Here is a 22,012-nt window from a genome sequence, read left to right as displayed (position 1 = left end):
GCGACAAAGAATAAGAAAAAGGCATGGGAAGCGCTTCTCATGCCTTTTTTATTGCTCGCTCTTCTCTCTGGCGTGTTAATCTTGCGTCATTGGAAAAACGATTACTTAAAGACGAGAATGATATGAAAATTTTAGTACGAAACTTGGCGCGAAATACCACAGAAGAAGAGCTTCATAGGCTGTTTTCCGCCCATGGCACCTTGCAGTCTTGTAACTTGGTGTTGGACAAAGAAACCGGTGAATCCAAAGGTTTTGCCTTTGTTGAAATGCCTAAAGTAGGCGAAGTAAAAGTTGCGATTAAAGCACTCAATGGCATGGACTTAGATGGCAATAAAATCCGTGTGAAAAAAGCCGAAGACAAAGCAGAAAAGTAAGCTGGGCAGCAGTCGGTTGAGTTGAGCTTGAAAAAAGGGGCGGTTAATCAAATTGAATCTTGGTTAAACGCCCCTTTTAGGTTATTCGTGTGCGGCGACAAAGCTTTCGATAAAGTGGCGGTCTTGCTTGGAGATAGTATGAAAGCGGAGCTTAATGTAGTGTTTGTTATGCTCGTTAAACACATCCATAAGTGGGTCGGCTAAGCACTTCAAGCGTGCTGTGTTGCCTTCATGAATGGCGTTTAATTCTAATTTCACCATTTTGGAGCCTTGTAAACCTAAAGGCGCGTCCACCTCAACTGTTTGGTTAGAAATATGCGTGCAGCGGATTGGCATCACTACGCCATTAGTTAGATATAAATCGCCAGACCAGAAGCAGCGTACATGGGATAGGGTTTTCATTGTTATCTCTTGTCCGTTTCAGATATCGCTGAAGCAAAATGTTATGGTTCGCTATTATAGGGAAAACAAGAGGTTAGAACAGGTCAGATATTAGGAAAATTGATGCAAGTCGTGATGAGGGGTTGTTTAATGCATTGTCGTGCAAACAGCGGGTTCTTTACTGCGGCAAAAATGCAGTAAAGAACCTAATGACAGTGCCCTATCGTGTTAGTGTTGCTCTTGGAGGGCGTCTCCTAAGGCATTGATAAGACTGTCCATTTCAGATTTCTCTGTGGTAAATGGCGGCGCCAATTGAATGGTGTCGGCACCATAACGCACATAGTAGCCTTTATCCCACATGGACATAGCGATCTGGAAAGGGCGCTTAGCAGGCTCGTTGTCCACTGGCGCTATGGTGAGCCCAGCGGCAAACCCATAATTGCGAATGTCACTGATAATAGGGCTGACGCTTCTTAGTTGATGTACGCAGTCTTGCCATATGGGGCTCATTTCTTTCACTCGTTCTACCAAGTTTTGTTGTTGGATTTCTTCGAGAGATGCCAAACCTGCCGCACACGCAATAGGGTGAGCAGAATAAGTGTATCCATGAGGCACTTCGAGCATATAATCTGGGCCGCCTTGTTCCATGAAGGTATCGTAGATTTCTTGTTTAAAGACCGCTGCACCCATAGGAATCACGCCATTGGTCACCTGTTTAGCAAGCGTAATCACATCGGGTGTAACGTCAAACGCCTCGGCGCCAGTTTTGGCACCCATGCGACCAAAGCCTGTAATCACCTCATCAAAAATCAGTAATATGTCATGTTGGTCGCAGATCTCTCGTAGTCGTTGTAAATAGCCTTGCGGTGGCACAATGACGCCAGCTGAACCTGACATTGGCTCTACGATCACGGCGGCAATGTTTGAGGCATCGTGCATGGTGATGAGGTTAACAAGGTCTTCTGCGCGCTCTTTGCCTTGCTCTGCCATGCCTTTGGTAAACTCAGTGCCAGGCACTTGAGTGTGTGGTAAATGATAAGACTCCAGTCCTTGCCCATAAAGTGTTCGGTTGGCAGGAATCCCCCCCACACTAAAGCCGGAAACACTGGCGCCGTGGTAGCCTTTAGCGCGTCCGATAAATTTAACCTTGGTGCCTTTGCCTTTCTTACGCCAATAGGCACGAGCGATTTTCAGAGCGGTATCAACGGATTCAGAGCCAGATCCGGTGAAAAACACACGGTTTAATTCTGCTGGCATGAATTGAGTGATTTTCTCGGCCAATTCAAAAGATTTTTCGTGGCCATATTGAAACGCTGGTGAGTAGTCTAGGGTTTTAACTTGCTTAGCTACCGCTTCATTTATACTGGGGACACTGTGTCCTAGGCCGCATGTCCATAAGCCTGATAATCCATCAAAAATTTTACGACCATCTAGGTCCGTGTAGTATTTGCCTTCGGCAGAGACGATCAAGCGAGGATCTGCTTTAAATTGGCGATTACCTGAATAAGCCATCCAGTGGGCATCAAGTTGCGCTTGAGTGAGTCGGGTTTTCGCAATATGGCTCATAGCAGTCCTCTCTTCAATGGGATTAAAAACACATCATTAAAGAGAGAATGCCGTTAAGGAAAGTTTTAATAAATTTGATGTTCATTAATCATACTTTAGTGTTTGGTTAACTAAAGTGATGAGGGGAAAGGCTAATCAGTCCGAAGTTTTTTGTTTGAACTCACAGAGATCTTCGATAATGCAGGCATTGCATTTAGGCTTTCTGGCAACACAAATATAACGACCGTGCAAAATCATCCAGTGATGGGCGTCCAGCAGGAATTCTTTCGGGACAAATTTCAGCAGTTTTTGTTCCACTTCTAAAACGTTTTTACCCGGTGCCACCTTGGTGCGATTGCTAAAGCGAAAAATGTGGGTGTCGACGGCCATGGCGACTTGCCGAAACGCCGTATTGAGTACTACGTTAGCGGTTTTTCGGCCTACACCAGGTAAGGCTTCTAGTGCTTCTCGGGTGTCCGGTACGACACTGTTGTGTTGCTCCACTAGAATGCGACAGGTTTTGATCGCGTTTTCTGCTTTGGCGTTAAATAGGCCGATGGTTTTGATATAACTCTTGAGGCCATCGACGCCTAGTTCCAACATGCTTTCAGGGGTATTGGCCACCGGAAAGAGTTTGCGGGTGGCTTTGTTTACGCTCACGTCGGTGGCTTGCGCAGAAAACAGCACTGCTATGAGCAGTTCAAAAGGCGAATTGTATTCCAGTTCCGTCACGGGATTGGGGTTTTCTGCTCGTAAGCGAGAAAAGATCTCGTAGCGTTTTTCTTTATTCACAATTCGCCTCTAGTTGGTCTACACACTGGGTTATTTTAAATTAAGATGCCGTTTGGCCCGTCACTCGAACACGTTTAGACTCTGCCGGGCCTTGTTGTGCTTTTTGCGCGGCGAGACGTTTCTGTTCGCGTTCGTCCATGAAGTTTTTCAGGGCGATAAGAAGGCCAAGGCCAATAAAAGCACCGGGCGGTAGCATAGCAAAAAGCACGTCTGGGTAATTAGCAAAGACGACCAGCTTCCAGTGCAGTGCCATGTCGCCAAACAGTAACTGCATGTCTGAAAATAGAGTGCCTTGGCCGATTAATTCACGCATGCCACCTAGCACCACCAAAATGACAGTAAAGCCAAGTCCCATCATCATGCCATCTAAAGCAGAAGGCAAAACTGGGTTACGACTGGCAAACGCATCCGCACGGCCAAGAATGGCACAGTTGGTCACAATCAAAGGAATGAAAATTCCAAGAATCTGGTACAGCTCATAGGTATAGGCCTGCATGATTAATTCAATACAGGTAGTAAAAGAGGCGATAATCATCACAAATGCTGGCAGGCGCACGGCATCGGCAACGTAATTACGTATCAAAGATACCGCCACGTTGGAGCCCATTAATACCACCATGGTGGCCAAGCCAAGACCCAAGGCGTTAACCACTGTGCTGGTCACCGCCAGCATAGGACAAAGGCCAAGAAGTTGAACTAGGGCAGGGTTGTTTTTCCAGAGACCGTTGTAAATGATCTCAGAATAATTGGCACTAGGTGCTGATTCCTGCGGGTTTTCGCTGGTTAATGTATCTTCTGTGCTCATGACGATATCCTAACGCGCTAGCAGCGAGTCTTTGTGTTTATTGAAGTAAATAAGCGTATGACGAACGCCTTTTACCACGGCACGGGGGGTGATAGTGGCACCGGTAAATTGGTCAAATACGCCACCGTCTTTTTTCACGTTCCAGCCCGCAAGATCAGGGTTTCCAATGGAGCGATTGTTGAACTCGAGAATCCATTTGGATTTTTTGATATCAACTTTATCACCAAGGCCTGGGGTTTCTTGTTGGCTAATCACCCGTGTCCCTGTTACGACGCCGTCTTTATTGATCGCAACCAATAAGCCAAGGCTGCCATTGTAGCCACCTGGGGCAATGGTATCGAAAATGATCGCGCTTACTTCACCGTTTTTTCGTGCAATGTAGATTTTGGAGGCTTCTACACTGCCTAATAATGGGTCAGCTGGGATCATCGCGGTCGATTGCGTGAGATCGTTGTCGTATAGATCTGGCGGCAATATTTCATTAAATGCGGCGACCTGTGCCGCAATCACATTGTCTTTAATGGTTTGTTCTGTCACCAGGTGAATGGTGGCAATCAGTCCTGCGGTCAGTACCGCAAAGATACCCAAGCCAATACTGTTACGTCGGATGGAGGCGAGTAAATCCATTAATTATCCTCCCCAATTTTCAACCCTTTTTTGGCTTTTTGGTGGCCATAGGTTCGTGGTTGGGTGTAGTAGTCGATCAGTGGGGCAGCAAAGTTCATTAATAGCACACCAAAAGCAACGCCATCAGGGTAACCGCCCCAAGTGCGAATAATATAAATTAAAATACCGATGCCTGCGCCATAAACTAATTTTCCACGGTTACTGGTGCAAGAAGACACAGGGTCAGTCGCAATAAAGAAGGCACCAAACATGGCCGCACCTGTGGTTAGGTGAAACCAAGGGCTGGCTGCGTGAGCTGGGTCGAACAGGTAAAAAACGCCAGCCATTAGCGCTAAAGCGGCCAACAGTGCTGCCGGTGTATGCCAGGTGATGACTCGTAACCAAACTAGCATCAAGCCGCCTAATAAGTAGGCGCCATTAATCCACAACCAGCTGCTTAGGCTAGGTAATTGCAGGGCATCGATACTGCTGAAGGCAGCGGCACTGCTGAGTTCATTCTTGTGTTTAAAGCCATCAAGCGGGGTTGCCATGGTGTAGCTGTCAATGTTTGGCAGGTGCTGGAAAATGGCTTGTAAACTCTGACTAAATGTTGGCACAGCGCCAGATGCGAGTAATTCATGGGCGCCGACCCATTGGGTCATGGGAACCGGAAAAGACACCAGTACAATCGCGTAACCCACCATCGCTGGGTTGAAAGGGTTGTTGCCTAATCCGCCATAGAGTTGCTTGGCAAAAATAATCGCGAAAGCCACCGCCGTCACGGTTACCCACCATGCCACGGTAGGTGGTAGCGCGATACCGAGCAATACTGCGGTGAGCAGGGCGCTGTAATCCTTTAGGAAAAACGCCACAGAGCGACGTCGTATCGACAAAATTAAGGCTTCCGATAAAAGTGCCGCAATGCCTGCTATCGCGATATTGATAAGGGTGCCCCAGCCGAACAGCCAGGTTTGCACGGCAATGCCTGGAACGGTGGCGAGCATGACCATGAGCATGACCCAAGAAGTGCGTCGTCCTGCGCGTTGTGTGTGGGGGGATGTAATCCTCAATAATGCCATCTAACGATTCTCTTGCGTGTTATCTTGCGAAGGAGTGCGCTGAGCCAATTGCAATTCAGTCAATTGAGTTTCAGCCTCTTGTTGCTTTTGCTTGGCAGCGTTAATTTCTTGCTGAATGTTGTCCGCGTCTTGCGGTGAATCAGCTAAACGCTTGGTCAGCTTATTGATTTGCGCTTTTGCTAAGGCGGCGGCAATTTTTTGCTGTTTAATTTGCTCCGCTTGCGATGCGCTTTCAGTAGCGGCCGGCTTGTTTACTACAGGCTCGACGTTTACTGAGTTTGTCATGCCTTCTAAGTCCGCTAACTTTGCTTGTGCCGCAGCCAGTTTAGCAGGCAGCCCAGAAGCATCGATTTGCGCTTGGTCTTGGCCTTGCTGTTGTAAGGCTAGTATGCCTTTTTCCGCTTTTTTGACCGCGGCTTTGGCAATGGCAAGATCAATTTTACGCTGTTTATCGCCACTTGTTGGTTGGGGTTGTGCTACCTCATTAGTGGCGGCTGTTGTTGCCCCTGCGCTCGGATTGGCTAAGGCTTTTTCCAACTCTTCGGCGCGTTTCTTCGCTTCTTCTAGTTGTTGGCGAATGGTTTCTAGCTCAGGCGAATTTAGATCTTCGGCCTTTTTCAGCGCTTTTTCGACTTTCTTTACCGCGGCTTTGGCAATGGCGGTATCGATCTTAAGTTTTTTAAGTGCGTCTTCGCTATTGCCGTTCGCTGCGGCTTGAGGCGCTGCGCTTTGTGGCGTCATTTGAGTTAAGCGAGCTTGCGCTTCACCCAGCTCTTTTTCAAAGCTAGCGACTTTGCTTTGCAGGTCACTGTCTTCAGGGGCTTCCGCCAGTTGTTTTTGCGCTTTCTTTAATTTCACGCCCAATAAGGCTACATCGACTTTGGCTTTTTTCAGCTCATCACTGACGGCCGCTTTTGGCGCAGCAGCACTTGGTGCGGCGCTGGAAAGAGTATTGAGCCTAGTTTGTGCGTCGGCCAATTCTTTTTCGAAGCCAGCTACTTTTTTCTGCAACTCGGCGTCGTCTGGTGCGTCAGCCAGTTGTTTTTGGGCCTTTTTCAGCTTGGTGCCACTGAGAGCGACATCCACTTTGGCTTTTTTCAGCTCATCACTGACGGCCGCTTTTGGCGCAGCAGCACTTGGTGCGGCGCTGGAAAGAGTATTGAGCCTAGTTTGTGCGTCGGCCAATTCTTTTTCGAAGCCTGCTACTTTTTTCTGCAACTCGGCGTCGTCTGGTGCGTCAGCCAGTTGTTTTTGGGCCTTTTTCAGTTTGGTACCACTGAGGGCGACGTCCACTTTGGCTTTTTTCAGTTCTTCGTTGGCGGGCGCTTTTGGCGCCTCTGCTGGAGCAGCAGCGTTGGCTTTTGCCAGTTGTTCTTCTAGCAAGGCAAGCGCTTTTTCTTGCTCGTTGGTTTGTAGTTGAAGCGTGTTTATTTCTTCTGTGTGTTCGTTTTCTTGTGCTTCAAGTAGTTGTTTTTGTAATTTTTTCAGTTTGGTCTTAGCAATCGCCAGATCAACTTTTAGTTTTTTAGCATCGTCGTTTGCGCTTGGGGTCGCCGCTGGTGCGGCTTTTGGCGCCGCTTTTTTCGTTTCGCCAGTTTTGCTCGCCGAGGCTTTTTGACGCGCGATACGTTTCGCTTCTTTCTCGGCCGCTTCGGCTTCTTGGCGCGCTTTACGGGCTTCAAAACGCTGTTTGGCTAAGTCAGACTTGACTGCTGCTTCACGGGCTTCACGAATGCTGCTCTTAGTGTGGCGGTAGTACTGCACCAAGGGAATACTGCTTGGGCAGACATAGGAGCAAGCGCCACATTCGATGCAATCGAACAGGTTGTAGTGTTCTGCTTTTTCCAGCTCTTGGCTTTTACTAAACCAAAGTAATTGTTGTGGTAGCAGGCTAGCAGGACAGGCTTGTTCACACATGCCACAACGAATGCAGGCTTGTTCTGGCGCAGGTTGTGGTAATTCTTTTTTGCTGGCGGCAAGAACACAGTTACTGGTTTTAACTATCGGAACATTGGCTGAGTCAAGGGTGAAGCCCATCATAGGGCCGCCCATAACAAGGCGTTTAAGTTTTTTGTTGTCGTTTTCAGCGTAATCCAATAGATGGTTAATTGGCGTGCCAAGTAACACTTCTACGTTTTGCGGCGCTTTTAAAGCATCGCCTGTTAACGTGGTAAAACGCGAGATGAGTGGCTTGCCTAGGAAGATGGCGTCGTGTACGGCAACACAGGTACCGACGTTCTGACATAGCACGCCAATATCAGCAGGGTATTGGCCGCTCGGCACTTCTTGACCCGTAAGTAGCTGAATAAGTTGTTTTTCGCCACCAGACGGGTATTTAGTCGGTACCACCGCCACTTGGATGTTGCTCATGCGCTCACTGAGGACTTTGTTCAGGGCAGCGATGGCAGTAGGTTTGTTGTCTTCAATGCCGATGATCACTTGTTCTGCTTCCACAAGATGTTGCAGGGCTTCTATGCCAAGTACCAGCTCAATGGTTTTTTCGCGGATCAACATATCATCTGCGGTGATGTAAGGTTCACACTCAGCAGCGTTGATAATAAAGTGGGTCAGCGGGTGTTTGTGAGCACCTTGTAATTTTACTTGGGTTGGGAAGCCTGCGCCCCCCATGCCGACTATGCCCATTTCAGCCAAATACGCCAATACATCGGTTTTGCTTAGGCTGTTCCAATCTTGTAATGGGCTCAACTCGGTCCACTGTTCTTCACCGTCAGGAGTAATGATGATGCAACTGTCACTTAGACCCGACGGGTGAGCAATAGGGCGCGCTTCGATGGCTTTGATCGTGCCTGAGGTCGGGGCGTGCAAAAAGCTGCTTAGAAAGCCATTGTTGATGGCGATCGTTTGACCTTTTAAAACTTTATCACCCACGTTAACAAGTGGGCGTGAGCTTTGACCTATGTGTTGGCCAAGCGGCAGTACCAGCTCAGTTGGCAGGCTTGGGCGACCTAAAGGTAAGCGCAGTGATTGAGCTTTGTTTTCCGGTGGATGAATGCCGCCATGAAAAGAAAAAACGCTTGCTGTTTGCATTAGTGCATGACCTCCGCTTGGCGATCAGTAGCAATAATGCTGCCAGGTTGTGCGGCAATACCTTGGGGTTTGTCCCAAGACCAGGTTCTTGAGGTGACGCCTACTTCTACCATATCAATACAATCTACAGGGCAAGGTTCTACACATAAATCACAGCCAGTGCATTCATCAGAAATGACCGTGTGCATCTGTTTTGCGGCACCAAGAATGGCGTCCACAGGGCAGGCTTGAATGCATTTAGTGCAGCCAATGCATTCGTCTTCACGGATTACAGCTACACGTTTTGCGGTTTCTGCACCATGGTCGCCATCCAGCGGAATGGCTTCCACATCTAGTAAGTCTGCAAGAGCTTGAATGGTGGCTTGACCACCAGGAGGGCAATGGTTGATCGCTTCACCATTGGAAATCGCCTCAGCATAAGGGCGACAGCCAGGGTGGCCACATTGACCACATTGGGTTTGTGGCAAGATAGCGTCGATCTGATCAACAATCGGGTCGCCTTCTACATGGAAGCGCACATTGGCGTAACCTAAGATGGCACCAAAAATTAATGAAAGGACCAATAAGATCCCGACAGCGACTAAGACGGTCAGCATAATGGCTCCTAAATTTGTACTAGGCCGGTGAAGCCCATGAAGGCTAAAGCCATCAGGCCAGCGGTAATCATGCCAATCGCAGAGCCCTTAAAGACACTGGGTACATCGGCAACATTTATACGCTCACGCATGGCAGAGAAAAGAATCAACACAAAGGAGAAGCCCACAGCGGCACCGAAGCCGTATAAAATGGACTCTACAAAACCGTTTTGCTTACTGGTGTTCTGCAAAGCAACACCCAATACGGCACAGTTTGTGGTGATCAGGGGTAAGAAAATCCCCAGCACACGATAAAGAATGGGGCTGGTTTTATGAACCACCATTTCGGTAAATTGAACCACCACCGCAATCACTAGAATGAAGGAAATGGTTTTTAAATATTCCAAGCCAAAAGGCTGCAGAATATAGTTGTAAGTGAGATAGCTACAAAGGCTAGACAGGGTTAAAACAAAAGTAGTGGCTAAGGCCATACCTATAGAAGTTTCTAGCTTGCTAGAGACGCCCATAAAAGGGCAAAGGCCCAAAAATTGTACCAATACGAAGTTGTTAACCAGTATGGTGCTGACCAGTATCAAGAGATAATCAGTCATCTCACGTCCAAAATATAATCGATGAATTCACAGAAGTTGAAACGCCTGAAGCGAGTATCAGGCGCGACGGTAACTATACCAAGCTGCTTATAACTAACAAGACTAAACATTCACTTCAGTTAGTGTAATTTAGAATATAGATAATAAGCTATGATTATATAAGCTCACTTTATAAAGCGAAAAATCACAACTGGCTGCGCTTATGTAGAGCCAGTTGTGATGCTTTTAGATAAGTGCTTTTACATCACTCGCTGGCCAGGTTTGGCGCCAGCATGAGGTTCTAACAAGTAGATTTCATCTTTGCCAGGTCCTGCTGCCAGTACCATGCCTTCAGATAGGCCAAATTTCATTTTGCGTGGTGCTAGGTTAGCCACCATCACGGTTAATTTGCCGACTAAATCTTCTGGCTTGTAAGCCGATTTAATGCCTGAGAACACGGTACGGGTTTCACCACCAAGGTCTAGGGTCAATTTTAGCAGTTTATTGGCTTTTTCTACGTGCTCTGCTTGCGCAATGAGTGCAATGCGCAGATCCACTTTAGCAAAGTCATCAAAATTGATTTCTGCTTCCAAAGGCTCTTTAGTGAGTTCCGTTTCTTCAGCAACCACGGCTGCGGGCTCGTTCGCTTTGGCTGCTTCGGCCGCCGCTTCTTTGCCTTCTTCAATCATGGCATCGATTTGTTTTTGGTCGATGCGGCCCATTAGGGCTTTGAAGGTATTTACCTTGCCGCCAAACAATAGTTCGCTGCGGTTTTCCCAGGTAAGTGTTTTGCCAAGGAAGGTTTCAGCGTCCGCCACCATGTTTGGCAGGATAGGTTTTAAGTAAGTGGCAAGGATGCTGAACAAGTTCAGGGCAACCGTGCAGACTTCTTGTACTTGTGGCAGTGTCTCTTCGTTTTTCGCTAATACCCAAGGGGCTTTATCAGCGATGTAGGTGTTGGCCACATCCGCAAGGCGCATGATTTCACGCACTGCTTTGCCGTATTCACGGGCTTCAAAGTGCTCAGCAATCAGGTCGCCAGCGTCAATGAAAGATTGAATCATCTCCGCTTCAGTAACCTCGCTTGCTAATTGTCCGTCAAACTTCTTGTTGATAAAGCTGGCGGTACGGCTGGCGATGTTAACCACTTTGCCGACTACGTCTGAGTTTACCCGTTGCACGAAGTCTTGCAGGTTTAGGTCGATGTCATCGACGCTTGAGTTCAGTTTCGCGGCAAAGTAGTAGCGCAAGTACTGAGGATCTAAATGGTTTAGATAAGTACGCGCCATAATAAAGGTGCCACGGGATTTTGACATCTTAGTGCCATCAACGGTCACATAGCCGTGGGCATTGACGCCGGTTGGTGTGCGGTAACCCGCGCATTCCAACATAGCTGGCCAGAACAGGGCGTGGAAGTTGATGATGTCTTTACCGATAAAGTGGTAAAGCTCAGCGTCAGAGTCTTTTGCCCAATAATCGTCGAAGTTTAAGCCTTCGGTGCGATCACATAGGTTTTTGAAGCTCGCCATGTAGCCGATTGGGGCGTCCAGCCATACATAGAAGTATTTGCCTGGTGCGTCTGGGATCTCAAAGCCAAAGTAAGGCGCATCACGGCTGATATCCCACTCTTTTAAACCAGACTCTAACCATTCTGCTAACTTGTTTGCAACCTGGTCTTGTAGTGTGCCGCTGCGTGTCCATTTCGCCAAGAAGTCTTGGAAGTCTGGCAGTTTGAAAAAGTAATGTTCAGATTCTTTTTCCACTGGCGTAGCACCGGAATACACCGAGCGAGGGTCGATCATTTCCATTGGTGTGTACGTCGCGGCGCAGACTTCACAGTTGTCACCGTATTGGTCTTCTGCTTTACACTTAGGGCAGGTGCCTTTGATAAAACGATCGGCGAGGAACATTTCTTTTTCAGGGTCGTAGGCTTGTACGATAGAACGAACCGCTATTTTGTCGTTGTCACGTAGCAACTTATAAATATGGTTTGAAATTTCACGATTTTCTTCTGAATGCGTTGAATGGTAGTTGTCATAGCCAATCAAGAAATCGTTAAAGTCCGCCATGTGGGCTTTGCGCACGCCGTCGATTAACTCTTCTGAGGTAATGCCTTGTTGGTCGGCTTTGATCATGATGGCTGTGCCGTGTGCATCGTCAGCACAAACAGCGCTACAAAGGTGCCCGCGAAGTTTCTGAAAACGCACCCAGATGTCGGTTTGAATGTGTTCCAGCATATGCCCTAAATGGATCGGTCCATTTGCATAGGGAAGGGCGCTGGTAACTAAAATTTTGCGTTGCGTTTGTGCCATTAGTGATAAGCCTGCTGGAGTCAAAAGGTCGAGTATTCTATCAATAGGAAGGCTGCGCTGGATACAGTGCGGTTTAACGCCTAAGCCGAAGTAGGATAAAAGGGCCTGCCTATTGATAACGAAATAGTGCGCGTAATTATAAGAGCCCCTCGGTTGTGTGCAATAGCTTGACTTGCTTTTCTGCATTTTGCCCCCACACTTGGCACAGATTCTAGAAATTTTCATAACAACGACTTATTTAAAGACGCTCTTGTTCGTTCAGTTTGCCGGTTTGGTGATCTGATGGACAAAGAACGTACTTTGTTGGAGAAAGAGATGCACACCGATGCTCAAATACAGGCTCAGTTAGAAACCCTTATCGATCAAAATACTGGTCAGGCCTATGGGGCTGTCTGGCAGGTAACCAGTGACTCAAATCGTATTCATTTGTCATTGAACTTGGCCTACCCAGCACAAGCAGAGCACGCTGCACTCAGTGCACGCATTAAAGATAGCTTGGCAGATCCTAGAGACCTGTTGCTTGATATCGAGCACCAAGTAGAAAGCCAAGCAACGCAAGGTGATATCCCAGGCTTAACTGGGGTAAAGAATATTATTGCGGTGGCATCTGGCAAAGGCGGAGTGGGCAAATCAACCACCACGGTTAACTTAGCGCTGGCCATGGCGAAGGAAGGTGCGCGCGTGGGGATTTTGGATGCGGATATCTATGGCCCAAGCCAAGGCATGATGATGGGGTTTGCGGACGGCACTCGCCCGCAAGTGCGTGATGAAAAAATCTTTATTCCGCCGATGGCACATGGCGTGCAAGTCATGTCGATGGCGTTTTTGACGACCAAAGACACACCGGTTGCATGGCGGGGGCCTATGGTGACAGGGGCGATGATGCAGATTTTGACGCAAACCGATTGGAACGATCTGGATTATTTATTTATTGATATGCCACCAGGCACGGGAGATATTCAGCTGACCTTAGCGCAAAAAGTGCCCGTTGCTGGCTCTGTGATTGTCACCACGCCGCAAGATATTGCTTTGTTGGATGCCCGTCGTGGTATTGAAATGTTCAATAAGGTGAAAATCCCTGTATTGGGTGTGGTCGAAAACATGTCGACACACATTTGTTCTAACTGTGGTCATCAAGAGGCCATTTTTGGTGACCAAGGGGGGGACAGTCTGGCCGCTGAATATAAAGTAGATGTATTGGGTAAGCTGCCTCTAAGTTTGGCGATACGTAAACAGAGCGATGCGGGCACACCAGTAGTGGTGAGCGAGCCAGAAAGTGACGCGGCCGACATTTATCAGTCGATTGCGCGTAAGCTTGGTGCTACTCTTGCGTCCCAACAAGACAACCAGTTTACCATGCCGACCATTGGCATGAGTGATGATTAAGGAATAGAAATGCGTTTGTGTGACCGAGATATCATTAAAGCCTTAGACGAAGGTAGCATCATCATAGAGCCTCGCCCAGATAATAGCGTGATTAGCGGCGTCTCCGTGGATCTTCGATTAGGGAATTCCTTTCGTGTGTTTCAGGGGCATCCTGCGCCATATTTGGATCTTAGTAGCTCGAAAGCCGATCTGAGCAAGGTGATTGAGTCGGTGATGAGTGATGAAATTTTGGTTGATGATGGTCAGCCATTTTTCATTCATCCTGGTGAGTTGGTGTTAGGCGTGACGAAAGAGTCAGTGACCTTGCCAGACGACTTGGTGGGTTGGTTAGACGGTCGTTCTTCTTTAGCGCGCCTTGGGTTGATGGTGCACGTGACAGCACACCGGATCGATCCAGGCTGGAGCGGCGGCATTGTTTTGGAATTTCTAAACGGTGGCAAACTGCCGATTGCGCTGAGCCCAGGCATGACCATCGGAGCGATTAACTTTGAAACCATGTCTGGCTCTGCTGAGCGTCCTTATAACAAGCGAGATAATGCGAAGTACAAGAACCAAACGTCGGCGGTAGGAAGCCGTATATCCGGTGATAAAAGCTGATTGATGAGGTGATTGGATAAAAAAGAGGCGGCGGCCTCTTTTTTTATGTTTAGGGCTTGAGCAAATGTTCTGTCTAGTACGTGAGTAAAGCGGCAAGATAAAGCAAGTGGGGCGTTTTTTCACGGCGTTTTTTTGGAGTCTTAGGGCAAACTGGTATATCTTCATATGAGTGTTTCGTTAGCGTCTTACCACTGACTGTAAGATTCTATTACGGTTTTAACGTCCCCCATGAGAGTGATTATGTTAAAAGCCTCCACGTCTGTTTTACTCGTCTTCTTTAGTTTGTTTTTGTACGGTTGTGCGTCCGGTTCGTATCAATTAACCGGCGAAAAGCGCCCTGAAATTGACCCTGAACAAGTGGCGCTTTTTTCCCATAAACCGACGTTCTCTTATCAGGTGATTGGTACCGTGAAAGCCACCAGTGAAAAAGGCTTTTCTGATGACGCTAGGTTGGAAAAAGCCAAAGTTGAGCTCAAAGAGCAAGCCGCTAAGATTGGCGCCAATGGCGTGATATTGGATCAGGTTTCAGAAAGCTCTTTTGAGCATTTGGGAACAGGGTTAGGGCTGTCTTTAGGCAGTGGCGGTGTTGGTACCTCCATAGGGTCTGGCTTTTCTTTGCCAAAGGCGAAGGTGACTGGCCAAGCTATTTATTATGAGCTGCCAGATGATGAGGAGAATACTTCGGTCCCTAAAAGCGAGTAGTGTATTTTTTAGTAATGTTTTTTTGTTTTCGACAGACAAAATATTAAAAACCACTCTATTATTAACTTAGATCCAGTAGAAACAAGCATTTAGACTTAATTGTTTGGTTGATTATGGTGTTACCTTAGAGGGGCTTTGCACTATGAAAAGTAATGACTTGGTTCATCTTTCTGATGTTTTAGAGCTGATGTTAGACGCCGTTTGTGTGGTCGATCGTGAAGGCAATTTTGTGTTTGTCAGTGCCGCCTTTGAGCGGATATTTGGCTATGCTCCCAGTGAAGTGATTGGTCAGCCAATGGATATTATGATTCTGCCCGAAGACGTAGAAAAAACCCATCAAGTGGTTGAAAACCTATTAGAGGGTGAGCTTAAGCCTAGGTTTGAGAATCGCTGGGTGCATAAAAGTGGCCGTGTTGTGCATGTGTTATGGTCGGCACGATGGTCTGAAAAGCACCAGTACCGTATTGCCGTGGCGCACGATATTACTGAGCGTAAGAAAATGGAAGCGCGGCTAGAAAGAATGGCGCGTCATGACCCGTTAACGGACTTGCCTAATCGTTCGTTATTTTTGGATCGCTTGCAAACCGGCCTCAGCAGAGCGCGCCGCGAATCCAGTATCTTGTCTTTGCTGTTTATTGATCTTGATTGCTTTAAAGAGATTAATGACCAATATGGCCATGGGATAGGTGATCAGCTACTACAGGCGGTTGCTAAAAGGCTGGCCGGGAGCATACGAGATTCTGATAGTGCTGCGCGACAAGGTGGAGATGAGTTTTTAATCCTGTTAAACAATATTGCGGCGTTTGAAGACGCTTATAATGTGGCATGTAAAATTTGTCGAGACATTGGTAAGGGGTATCTTATTGATGGCATTGAACTCAAGATTACCGCCAGTATCGGCATTGCCCATTATCCTGATCATGCGAACGATGTACTGACCTTGATTCAGCGCGCTGACCACGCTATGTACCAAGCTAAGAATGCAGGCGGTAACCAGATTTCGGAGTTTGCTTTATAATGGCTTTAAGGTAGCGCGTTTTTTAATCAATTACGCAAAAATACTGAAAATCTGATCTCTAGGTGGCTTGTCAATTCTGATTTGCTTTCTTGCTGCACTAATCTGATTTACTATCATCTACTATAGGGCAGACTCTTTTTCTTTTAAGCGTCAATCGCCCGTTCATCACAGCGATATTGGATCGTATACATCTGACTTAATAGGACATAATAATGGCGGCTTTTGGTAGCGTGTTTTTGCCTAAGATGGCATTGGCGACATTTGACAATAATCAGTGGAGTAAAGCAGAACTAGTACCTGCAGATAGCATTCAGTTACATCCTGGTGCTCATGTTCTTCATTACTCAAGTACTTGTTTTGAAGGGTTAAAAGCATTTCGCCATGCGGACGGAAGTGTGCACGTTTTTCGAATGGATCAAAACGTTAAACGTTTTGCACAAAGCAGCGAACTATTGGCATTGCCAACGGTTGACCAAGAGCAGCTGTCACAAATGATCGTAGACGCTGTGGCTGAATACACAGACGAAGTGCCAGCGCCACCAGGGTCTTTATATATCCGTCCAACACACATAGGAACAGAAGCGGCGATTGGTAAAGCGGCTGCGCCAAGCTTGTCCTCTATGATGTATGTTTTATTGTCACCAGTAGGGGATTACTTTACCGGTGGTGTGAAAGCATTGCGTTTATTGTTGGATGAGACCGGCATGCGCTGTGCACCGCACATGGGAATGATCAAGAGCGGTGGTAACTATGCCAGTGCATTGGGCCCCACGATGAAAGCCAAAGCAGAATTGCAAGCTGACCAAATTTTGTTCTGTCCGAATGGCGATGTGCAAGAAACGGGCGCCGCTAACTTCTTGTTGATCGATGGTAATGAAATCATTACCAAAGCATTGGATTCTAGTTTCTTACACGGGGTGACACGTTCTTCTGTGCTTACTTTGGCGGCGGACCTTGGTATGACCGTAAGTGAGCGAGACATTACGGTAACTGAGTTGTTAGAGCGTGCTGCGAAACCGGGTGTTGAAGCGGCCTTGTCTGGTACTGCGGCGGTACTGACCTCTGTGGGCACCTTTATCCATAACGGTGAAGACATCAAGGTGGGTTCTGGTGAGCCTGGGCCAGTGGTTGAAAAGCTGCGTAAAGCATTGAATGATATTCAATGGGGTAATGCGCCAGACACGCATAATTGGTTAACAAAAATCGCTTAACTAGCACCGTTAGATTCGTGTTATAAAAAGGCTAGAGGCTGTGTCTCTGGCCTTTTTTTGTTGGCGTATTGTCAGCCCATGGCATAAATTGAACGAGACCAATTGAAAGGCGTAAGGTATGGGGAAAACAGCCGTTGTTATTGGCGCGACAGGCTTGGTGGGTCGCGCTTTGGTGGATCAGTTAGTGGGCATGGCGTCGATTGATAGGGTAGTGACCCTTACGCGCTGTCCCGCACCACATTCCGCAGCTAAAGTAGACAACCATCAAGTGGATTTTGATCACCTTGAAGCCTCTGAAAATCTTTTTAAAGCGGACTTTTTATTCTCGTGTTTGGGCTCCACATTGAAACAGGCAGGTTCGCTTCAGGCGCAGCGAAAAGTGGATCTTGATTATCAATTGTGTGCGGCAAAGCTCGCGCTTAAGCAAGGGGTCTGTCATTATCTTTTGGTCTCTTCAAGTGGCGCCAACGCCAAGAGTAAAAGTGCTTATTTAGCCATGAAAGGTGAATTAGAAAGTAAGGTAAAGGCGCTGCCCTTTTCTTGCATCAGTATTTTTCGCCCCTCGCTATTGCTTGGTGAGCGTGAGGAGTTTCGGTTAGCTGAGACATTGGCCACGTATTGTCTGCCCATCTTGGCCAGAGTGCCAGGCTTAAAGCGCTACCGTCCGATTCGCGGCTCAGAGGTGGCGCAAAAAATGGCGCAAGTGAGCCAGTTAGATAATACCGGTGTGATAGAGTACAGTTTAGAGGCCGTTTTTGTGTGAGGTGTTGGCAGGCTGCGACACCTCATTACTGTTGCCGTGGTAAACGGTGTGTATTTTCTAGGGGATACTATGAAAGAAGCATTAAGAAAGCGTTTATGGTTGGTGCTTGCTCCTTTTGAAAAAGGAGAAGGGGCTTATGTTTATAAAGGTTCCCATCGCAAAATATTGATCGTCATTGGCTTGTTGTTCTGCGCTCTGTCGTTAGCCTCTTTGTCCTTGTCGGTGAAGTTTTCTGAGCTGGGCGGAGTTATCCCTATTGTGGTGTTTTTAGGGGTCGGCTTGGTGTGTGGAATAGTTGGTTTTTTGGGCAGTGAACGGGCGGTTGCCACCATTTGGAAGAGTAAGTAATACCCCTTGTGAGTAATTAGGGGTATGCTTTATAGCTTACTGTTATGGCGTTTTATTAGGCTTTGGTGCAGACAAAGATGGCGTTGCCGGAGGCCTGTTGCCAAGGCGTAATTTGTTCGTAATTGTGCTCAAATACATGCACCTCAAAATACGGTGTGAGCAGCGTTTTTAGCTGTTCGAAGTCCAATGCAACCATGGGGTGTGCATCTTCCCATGTGAGCGTTTGCTGATCACAGGTTTTGTCTATTCTTACATTTAAGGTTTGCTTTTCGCCCTCGCCAATATAATGCCACGCTGAACTAAACTGAAAAAGGTCAGCGCCCTGTGACACGCTGTGTTTAGCAAATAGCTCGTTATTAATGTGGTTTTTATCCACGACATTAAAGTAAAACACGCCACCACTTTGTAATGCTTGATGGGCGCTTTTAATGCAACCAATTAGCTCTTCAATACTGCCGCTGTAGTGAATGGAATATAAGAAACAGGTAATTAGGTCGAATTTTTGATCGGTCTGGAAGGCGCACATATTGCCTTGTGCAAATTGCGCTTCTGGGCAACGTTGCTGAGCAATTTCCAGCATAGGTTGATTGATGTCTAAGCCTTGGCTGTGAAACCCATGCTGGATCAAGTGCGCAATGTGTGGGCCAGTGCCACAGGCCAGATCTAAATGCTGTTTGCCGCTATTACCAAAGATTTGATGCAGGCGATGGGCGCTGCTGCTTTGCCCTTGATAATCTATGTCGGCGCACATGAGATCATAGTAGCCGGATAAATCCGTGTATAACGCGTTATAAGACATAATGACCTTGTTGAGCTGGGCTTATAAAGCCGCAGATGGCATGAAAAATGAGGGGCGCATCATATATCAATAGCGGGCTTTTGCGAAGGTAAAAGACAGCTTGTTTGCTGTTTGTATTCAGGCCAGCCAAGCGCAGGTGTTAGGGTAGTGACAGCAGTGAACAAAACCCAGTCGAAGACGAGGACAGACAGATGAATGATTTGCTCGAAATAGACATTGTATGCCCTTATTGTGGCGAAAGAGAGAGCGTAAGTGTGGAGCTCTTGGAAGAGTCGCAAGAGTACATAGAAGACTGCCAAGTCTGTTGCCAGCCTATTGTTTTCTATGTGGATTCAGAGCGAGAGGGGAGCCCCAGAGTGTTGGTGCGCTCAGAAAACGAAACGTTTTAGCCTCGCTTTCTGATCAGATTAGAGCAAGTTAGAGTTTTTCTATTTGGTAACCGCGTGCTGCCAGTCTGGCTAATATGCCATCGGGGCCAGCAAGGTGCATGGCACCGACCATAATAAATTCGGTGCTGTCATCCTTTAGCATGGTTTCAATTTGAGGCATCCAGAGGTTGTTTCGCTCGACCAATAATGCCTGATATATGTCGGGGTAATCTTGCTTAAACTCGGTAATTGTTGCTTCCGCCATGGCCACCATATTGCCGTCACGCCAGCTTTGTCTGAGTGTATCTACTGTGTTTGGCATGTCTTCAATGTCTTGTAGAGAGTACGCCATCATTTCATTTTCGTCCCCTTCGCCTAAACTTTCTAGCACATCGATTTGGTCTTGAGGTGCTTCAAGCCAGCCTTGAGGTTTGTGGTCTATGGTGGCTTTGGCGGCATAATATTGGTCTACCCCTTCGCTGGTGAAGCCCAGCGATTGTAATTCCATGACGCTTAATGTCATGGCGATGAGGCTGGGTTTTAGCGGTGCGATTTTGCTGAATGGAATATGGCGTGCTTCGAGAAAGTGAGTCAGTGCTTGGTAAGTCTCAGGTTGGAGCACTTGATCAATCGTGGTGCCATCTCGGTATGACAATTGGTTGATCAGCTTTTGTTGAAATTCACGGGAATTGATGGCGCTGATATCGGTTTCAAATACCACCTTGTCTGAGGCGTTGTAAGCTTGATCGTAGGCCGCAGGAAGAGGGTAGTCATCTGGGCTTAAAATATGAATAGTGCCGCCTAGAAATAAGGTCTGATTACCAGACGCGACTTTCCAGACTGACGCCGCTTGGCTTTGGAATGCAGCTGCGGCGAACAGCGTTAAACCACATTTTTTAATAAAGGACATCTTGTTTACTCGTAACAGTGGCATAAAAAGTCAGCATAGCTTGAATTGTGTCGTTGGAGCAATCTCGGTGCGGCAGATGCGAGGTGTTGCCTTATTACTGGGAATTACGCAAAACAGTGGTATGATTTATGCTTTTTGATTGCGTCTTTTTTATTCCTCGCTTCGTTTCCTTAAGGTCTATTTTTTCTAATGAATAGTGATTTTGTTTCTATTGGTTTAACCAATCCAAAAAGTACTTCAAACGTAGGTGCTGTGATGCGCGCAGCGGGCTGTTATCAAGTGGATCAAGTGCTGTACTCAGGTGCACGCTATGATCGAGCCGCTAAGTTGGCAACCGATACGAAAAAAGCCCACACCTCGATTCCATTGATCAACATAGAGTCCCTTGGCGTGGATGAGTTAATCGATGCAGTGGATGAAGAAACAAAAATTGTTTGTGTGGATTTGATCCAGGGCGCAACCCCTTTGCCTTACTTTGAACACCCTAAAAAGGCCTTATATGTGTTTGGTCCGGAGGATGGCACGATTAGCCAAAAAGTGGTCGATCGTGCCGATCATGTGGTATTCGTGCCTACCGTCGGTTGCATGAATTTGGCCGCTTCGGTGAATGTTTTACTTTATGATCGTTTGGCTAAATCCACTCAATTAGTGGCGGATGATGAGCTGATTCGACGCAGTAAAGACGTCAATAATAACGTCAAAGTGCGCGCCCCCCGAAAGTAGCTCGCCTTGTGTTTTAGGAGAAGAAATGCGCTATCAGGGAATCAAAGTCAGCCTGGTTACGGGCTTTTTAGGTGCCGGTAAAACCACATTAATTCGCAGCCTGCTCGCCCAAGTGCCAGCTTATGAGCGCTGGGCAGTATTGGTCAATGAGTTTGGCGATATTGGGCTGGACGGGGCCCTGTTAAGTGACACAGGTGTGGCCATTAAAGAAGTGCCTGGTGGTTGTGTTTGTTGTGTTACCTCAACAGCATTTACACAGGGGATCAATCAGTTAATTCGCGAGCAAAACCCAGATCGTATTTTGATTGAGCCTTCTGGGTTGGGTCACCCTAAACAAATTATCGCGTCTTTAAACGCACCTCAGTACCAAGATGTATTGTGGCTGACTGGGGCGTTTTGTGTGCTTGATGCACGTAATTTAGCCGATACGCGTTACACGCAACACGCTATTTTTAACGACCAGTTGGAATGTGCCGATGTGCTGGTGGCAAGTCATGTGACGGATTACTGTGAGGCGGACACAAGGCGCCTCATGGAATATTGTCAAGCACGAGGCCTATTGGCAGAACAGTTAGTCATGAACACGACCATGAAGCTGCTGGAGGAAGACCTAGATCCACGTTTGCAGATTAGAGAGATAGACGCTGGAAAAATAGTAGCCTCGCAGCCCGCCGACCTTCATAAGTACCAGCCCAGTCATGATCACGATCACAGCCATATAGAGCAGTACGATAAGCCAAGCAGACAAGCCAATAAGAAGCGTCACTATGTGAAGCAGCAAGGTGGTATGAAGGTCGTTGGCTGGCAATGGCCCGCTGATTGTATTTTTGCTGAGAGTCGATTGCGTTCTGGGTTAGCCGCATTAATCCGTGATAAAGGAATCTACCGTATCAAGGGGGTTTTTCTTCTCGGGCCCAATAAAGCGCTTTTTGTTAATGGCTCCAGAGGCATATTGTCTATGAAAATGTCACCTTGGGATCAATCAAATCGCTTCGAGGTGATTGGCCTTGATGAAGAGGTCTGGGAAAGTAATGTGTGCTCTTTTGTAGACAAAGTTCGTTAAAACCCTTCTAAAATCTT

The 22,012-nt window shown here is 47.2% G+C and carries 23 protein-coding genes; 11 read left to right on the top strand and 12 right to left on the bottom strand.

Features of this window, described 5'->3' with window-relative positions:
- The first annotated feature begins 23 nt into the window (after window positions 1–23).
- Entirely contained in the window at window positions 24–374 is a 351-nt protein-coding gene (locus tag DFP81_RS00865) for an RNA recognition motif domain-containing protein (protein WP_342769957.1), read from the top strand.
- 81 nt (window positions 375–455) lie between these two features.
- On the opposite strand, the gene DFP81_RS00860 is transcribed toward DFP81_RS00865, so the two are convergent.
- The 10 genes from DFP81_RS00860 to metG form a co-directional block, all read right to left on the bottom strand.
- Window positions 456–776, bottom strand: a complete 321-nt coding sequence (locus DFP81_RS00860) for a hypothetical protein (RefSeq protein WP_115895874.1) — start codon at window positions 774–776, stop codon at window positions 456–458.
- 207 nt (window positions 777–983) lie between these two features.
- On the bottom strand, window positions 984–2,321 hold the full coding sequence (gene aptA / locus DFP81_RS00855) for an omega-aminotransferase AptA (protein WP_115895873.1): 1,338 nt from the start codon (window positions 2,319–2,321) through the stop codon (window positions 984–986).
- 135 nt (window positions 2,322–2,456) lie between these two features.
- Entirely contained in the window at window positions 2,457–3,092 is a 636-nt protein-coding gene (nth, locus tag DFP81_RS00850) for an endonuclease III (RefSeq protein WP_115895872.1), read from the bottom strand.
- A 40-nt stretch (window positions 3,093–3,132) separates the two neighbouring features.
- Entirely contained in the window at window positions 3,133–3,897 is a 765-nt protein-coding gene (locus DFP81_RS00845) for an electron transport complex subunit E (RefSeq protein ID WP_115895871.1), read from the bottom strand.
- Between the two features lie 9 nt (window positions 3,898–3,906).
- Entirely contained in the window at window positions 3,907–4,524 is a 618-nt protein-coding gene (gene rsxG / locus DFP81_RS00840) for an electron transport complex subunit RsxG (RefSeq protein WP_115895870.1), read from the bottom strand.
- Window positions 4,524–5,582: an electron transport complex subunit RsxD gene (rsxD, locus tag DFP81_RS00835; RefSeq protein ID WP_115895869.1), complete on the bottom strand. Its 1,059-nt coding sequence runs from the start codon at window positions 5,580–5,582 to the stop codon at window positions 4,524–4,526. The genes rsxG and rsxD overlap by 1 nt, the downstream gene beginning before the upstream one ends.
- The gene (gene rsxC / locus DFP81_RS00830) at window positions 5,583–8,630 is read right to left on the bottom strand and encodes an electron transport complex subunit RsxC (RefSeq protein WP_115895868.1); all 3,048 of its coding nucleotides are present in this window, start codon (window positions 8,628–8,630) and stop codon (window positions 5,583–5,585) included.
- On the bottom strand, window positions 8,630–9,226 hold the full coding sequence (gene rsxB, locus DFP81_RS00825; RefSeq protein WP_115895867.1) for an electron transport complex subunit RsxB: 597 nt from the start codon (window positions 9,224–9,226) through the stop codon (window positions 8,630–8,632). The genes rsxC and rsxB overlap by 1 nt, the downstream gene beginning before the upstream one ends.
- Window positions 9,227–9,234: 8 nt before the next feature.
- Entirely contained in the window at window positions 9,235–9,816 is a 582-nt protein-coding gene (gene rsxA, locus DFP81_RS00820) for an electron transport complex subunit RsxA (protein WP_115895866.1), read from the bottom strand.
- Between the two features lie 239 nt (window positions 9,817–10,055).
- Window positions 10,056–12,107: a methionine--tRNA ligase gene (gene metG / locus DFP81_RS00815; protein WP_115895865.1), complete on the bottom strand. Its 2,052-nt coding sequence runs from the start codon at window positions 12,105–12,107 to the stop codon at window positions 10,056–10,058.
- A gap of 315 nt (window positions 12,108–12,422) precedes the next feature.
- On the opposite strand from metG, the gene apbC reads away from it, so the two are divergent.
- From apbC to DFP81_RS00780, 7 genes are all read left to right on the top strand, one after another.
- Complete coding sequence (gene apbC / locus DFP81_RS00810) at window positions 12,423–13,493, top strand: iron-sulfur cluster carrier protein ApbC (protein WP_115896250.1); 1,071 nt, start codon at window positions 12,423–12,425, stop codon at window positions 13,491–13,493.
- A 9-nt stretch (window positions 13,494–13,502) separates the two neighbouring features.
- Complete coding sequence (gene dcd / locus DFP81_RS00805; RefSeq protein WP_115895864.1) at window positions 13,503–14,090, top strand: dCTP deaminase; 588 nt, start codon at window positions 13,503–13,505, stop codon at window positions 14,088–14,090.
- 240 nt (window positions 14,091–14,330) lie between these two features.
- Window positions 14,331–14,792, top strand: a complete 462-nt coding sequence (locus DFP81_RS00800; RefSeq protein ID WP_115895863.1) for a hypothetical protein — start codon at window positions 14,331–14,333, stop codon at window positions 14,790–14,792.
- A gap of 142 nt (window positions 14,793–14,934) precedes the next feature.
- Entirely contained in the window at window positions 14,935–15,810 is an 876-nt protein-coding gene (locus DFP81_RS00795) for a diguanylate cyclase domain-containing protein (protein ID WP_115895862.1), read from the top strand.
- Window positions 15,811–16,022: 212 nt separating this feature from the next.
- Entirely contained in the window at window positions 16,023–17,021 is a 999-nt protein-coding gene (locus DFP81_RS00790) for a branched-chain amino acid aminotransferase (protein WP_115895861.1), read from the top strand.
- 118 nt (window positions 17,022–17,139) lie between these two features.
- Window positions 17,140–17,784, top strand: coding sequence for an NAD-dependent epimerase/dehydratase family protein (locus DFP81_RS00785; RefSeq protein WP_115895860.1), 645 nt, complete (start codon window positions 17,140–17,142; stop codon window positions 17,782–17,784).
- A gap of 69 nt (window positions 17,785–17,853) precedes the next feature.
- Window positions 17,854–18,132 carry a hypothetical protein gene (locus DFP81_RS00780; RefSeq protein ID WP_115895859.1) on the top strand — a complete coding sequence of 93 codons (279 nt, stop codon included), beginning with the start codon at window positions 17,854–17,856 and terminating at the stop codon, window positions 18,130–18,132.
- 55 nt (window positions 18,133–18,187) lie between these two features.
- Here the strand turns inward: DFP81_RS00780 and DFP81_RS00775 are convergent, their stop codons facing one another.
- Window positions 18,188–18,931 carry a class I SAM-dependent DNA methyltransferase gene (locus tag DFP81_RS00775; protein WP_115895858.1) on the bottom strand — a complete coding sequence of 248 codons (744 nt, stop codon included), beginning with the start codon at window positions 18,929–18,931 and terminating at the stop codon, window positions 18,188–18,190.
- A 191-nt stretch (window positions 18,932–19,122) separates the two neighbouring features.
- Between DFP81_RS00775 and DFP81_RS00770 the strand changes: the two genes are divergently transcribed.
- Window positions 19,123–19,320: a CPXCG motif-containing cysteine-rich protein gene (locus DFP81_RS00770; RefSeq protein ID WP_115895857.1), complete on the top strand. Its 198-nt coding sequence runs from the start codon at window positions 19,123–19,125 to the stop codon at window positions 19,318–19,320.
- A gap of 28 nt (window positions 19,321–19,348) precedes the next feature.
- Here the strand turns inward: DFP81_RS00770 and DFP81_RS00765 are convergent, their stop codons facing one another.
- Window positions 19,349–20,209 (bottom strand): TraB/GumN family protein, encoded by an 861-nt coding sequence (locus DFP81_RS00765; protein WP_115895856.1) that lies wholly within the window; start codon window positions 20,207–20,209, stop codon window positions 19,349–19,351.
- Between the two features lie 189 nt (window positions 20,210–20,398).
- Here DFP81_RS00765 and DFP81_RS00760 point away from each other — a divergent pair, with 189 nt between their 5' ends.
- Window positions 20,399–20,932: an RNA methyltransferase gene (locus DFP81_RS00760; RefSeq protein WP_115895855.1), complete on the top strand. Its 534-nt coding sequence runs from the start codon at window positions 20,399–20,401 to the stop codon at window positions 20,930–20,932.
- A gap of 25 nt (window positions 20,933–20,957) precedes the next feature.
- The gene (locus DFP81_RS00755) at window positions 20,958–21,995 is read left to right on the top strand and encodes a CobW family GTP-binding protein (protein ID WP_115895854.1); all 1,038 of its coding nucleotides are present in this window, start codon (window positions 20,958–20,960) and stop codon (window positions 21,993–21,995) included.
- Window positions 21,996–22,012: the final 17 nt, after the last annotated feature.

The sequence above is a fragment of the Marinomonas pollencensis genome, from assembly GCF_003387375.1.
Classification (GTDB): Bacteria; Pseudomonadota; Gammaproteobacteria; order Pseudomonadales; family Marinomonadaceae; genus Marinomonas; species Marinomonas pollencensis.
The sequence above is the reverse complement of the archived record's forward strand: the minus strand, read 5'-3'. Positions and strand labels throughout refer to the sequence as shown.